Source organism: Weissella sp. DD23 (genome assembly GCF_001579105.1).
Lineage (GTDB): Bacteria > Bacillota > Bacilli > Lactobacillales > Lactobacillaceae > Weissella > Weissella cibaria.
In genome coordinates this window covers 140577-141686 of the sequence record NZ_KQ970394.1, presented here as the reverse complement: position 1 = coordinate 141686, position 1110 = coordinate 140577, and the positions used below count along the sequence as shown (strand labels likewise).

Sequence of the window (1110 nt, the reverse complement as noted above, 5' to 3'; positions counted from 1 at the left end):
ACTACAAAAATCAAGGAAACTGCGACGACTATTGAATACCACTATTACGTCGAAAATCACAAATCAAACCCGGCAGATATCGGGCGTATCGTCTTTAAAAAAACCGGTGGCGCAACAACTTGGAGCGCCGAAAATGACCCTCGCAAAATTTACCTAACACATGCGATGCGCTCCTTACTTCGAGTGAAAATAGATACCGGTGTTTTACCAGATAAATCATCTGAAGCTTGGTATTAAAGCCTACCGGAGGCTACCAAATACAAAAGTGCACTCAAAATGGCTGGTAACATTTGTCTTAGCATTTCAAGACACATACGACATGCCGGCATACATTGCCGACTAGTTGTTTTTGCCATTGCCATAGTATTGCATGTCGTTGTATTTTTACTCTTGTTTTGTTGCTTTTAGCCATTTCTCCTAGTAATATAGGTGTATAGAAAAAGCCCCGTTAGTGGTAGGACACTAACAGGGCTGACAAGTTCCAAGAGTTCTTAGTGGTTAGGCATCTTCGTGTTCGGACGTGGATGTCTTTTCTTTTGTCTCGCTATTCACTCGTTTAACATCAACGTAACCGCTGACAATCGCACGAATGATTTTAGGTAACATCAGAATTAACACCACGAACACCGCAAAGATGCCACTTGCTGCCAAGTGAACCACTCTAAACTCCCGGATAATCTTTGAAACATTTTATATGTCCTCCCTGTTCCAAGAAAAATTGTAGAGAGAACAGTGACGCCATGTATCGCAGAACTTGCCACGGTTTCAACGGGTAATTAAGCCGATCCACCGCATAGACTAGTATGCCCGACTAACGGCTCACTGTAAACGATTATCACGAGCGCTTGTATAAAATAAAAAACGCCTTACAATCATGTAAGACGACATAAGGCAGGCAGCCACAATATTAAATTTAATTATGTTATTGATACCGTTACTCAGTGACCGAGCAACGGTATTTTTTATTGTCTCAACCCATAAAAAAGAGGGTCACATTTGGGGGCGCAACTAATACAAAACAGTACATTTCAGTACAACATAGTTGCGGCCCTTTTTGCGACCCAATCACTTATTTATCAAGGAAAACGCCGGTATATCAACGTTTTCAAC

At 41.4% G+C, this 1110-nt stretch carries 1 protein-coding gene; it reads left to right on the top strand.

Going from position 1 to position 1110, the window contains the following annotated elements; translation table 11 throughout:
• Nucleotides 1-237 (top strand): hypothetical protein (locus WEIDD23_RS13660; protein ID WP_062358900.1); only part of this gene is annotated, 237 nt, incomplete at its 5' end.
• Nucleotides 238-1110 lie beyond the last annotated feature (873 nt).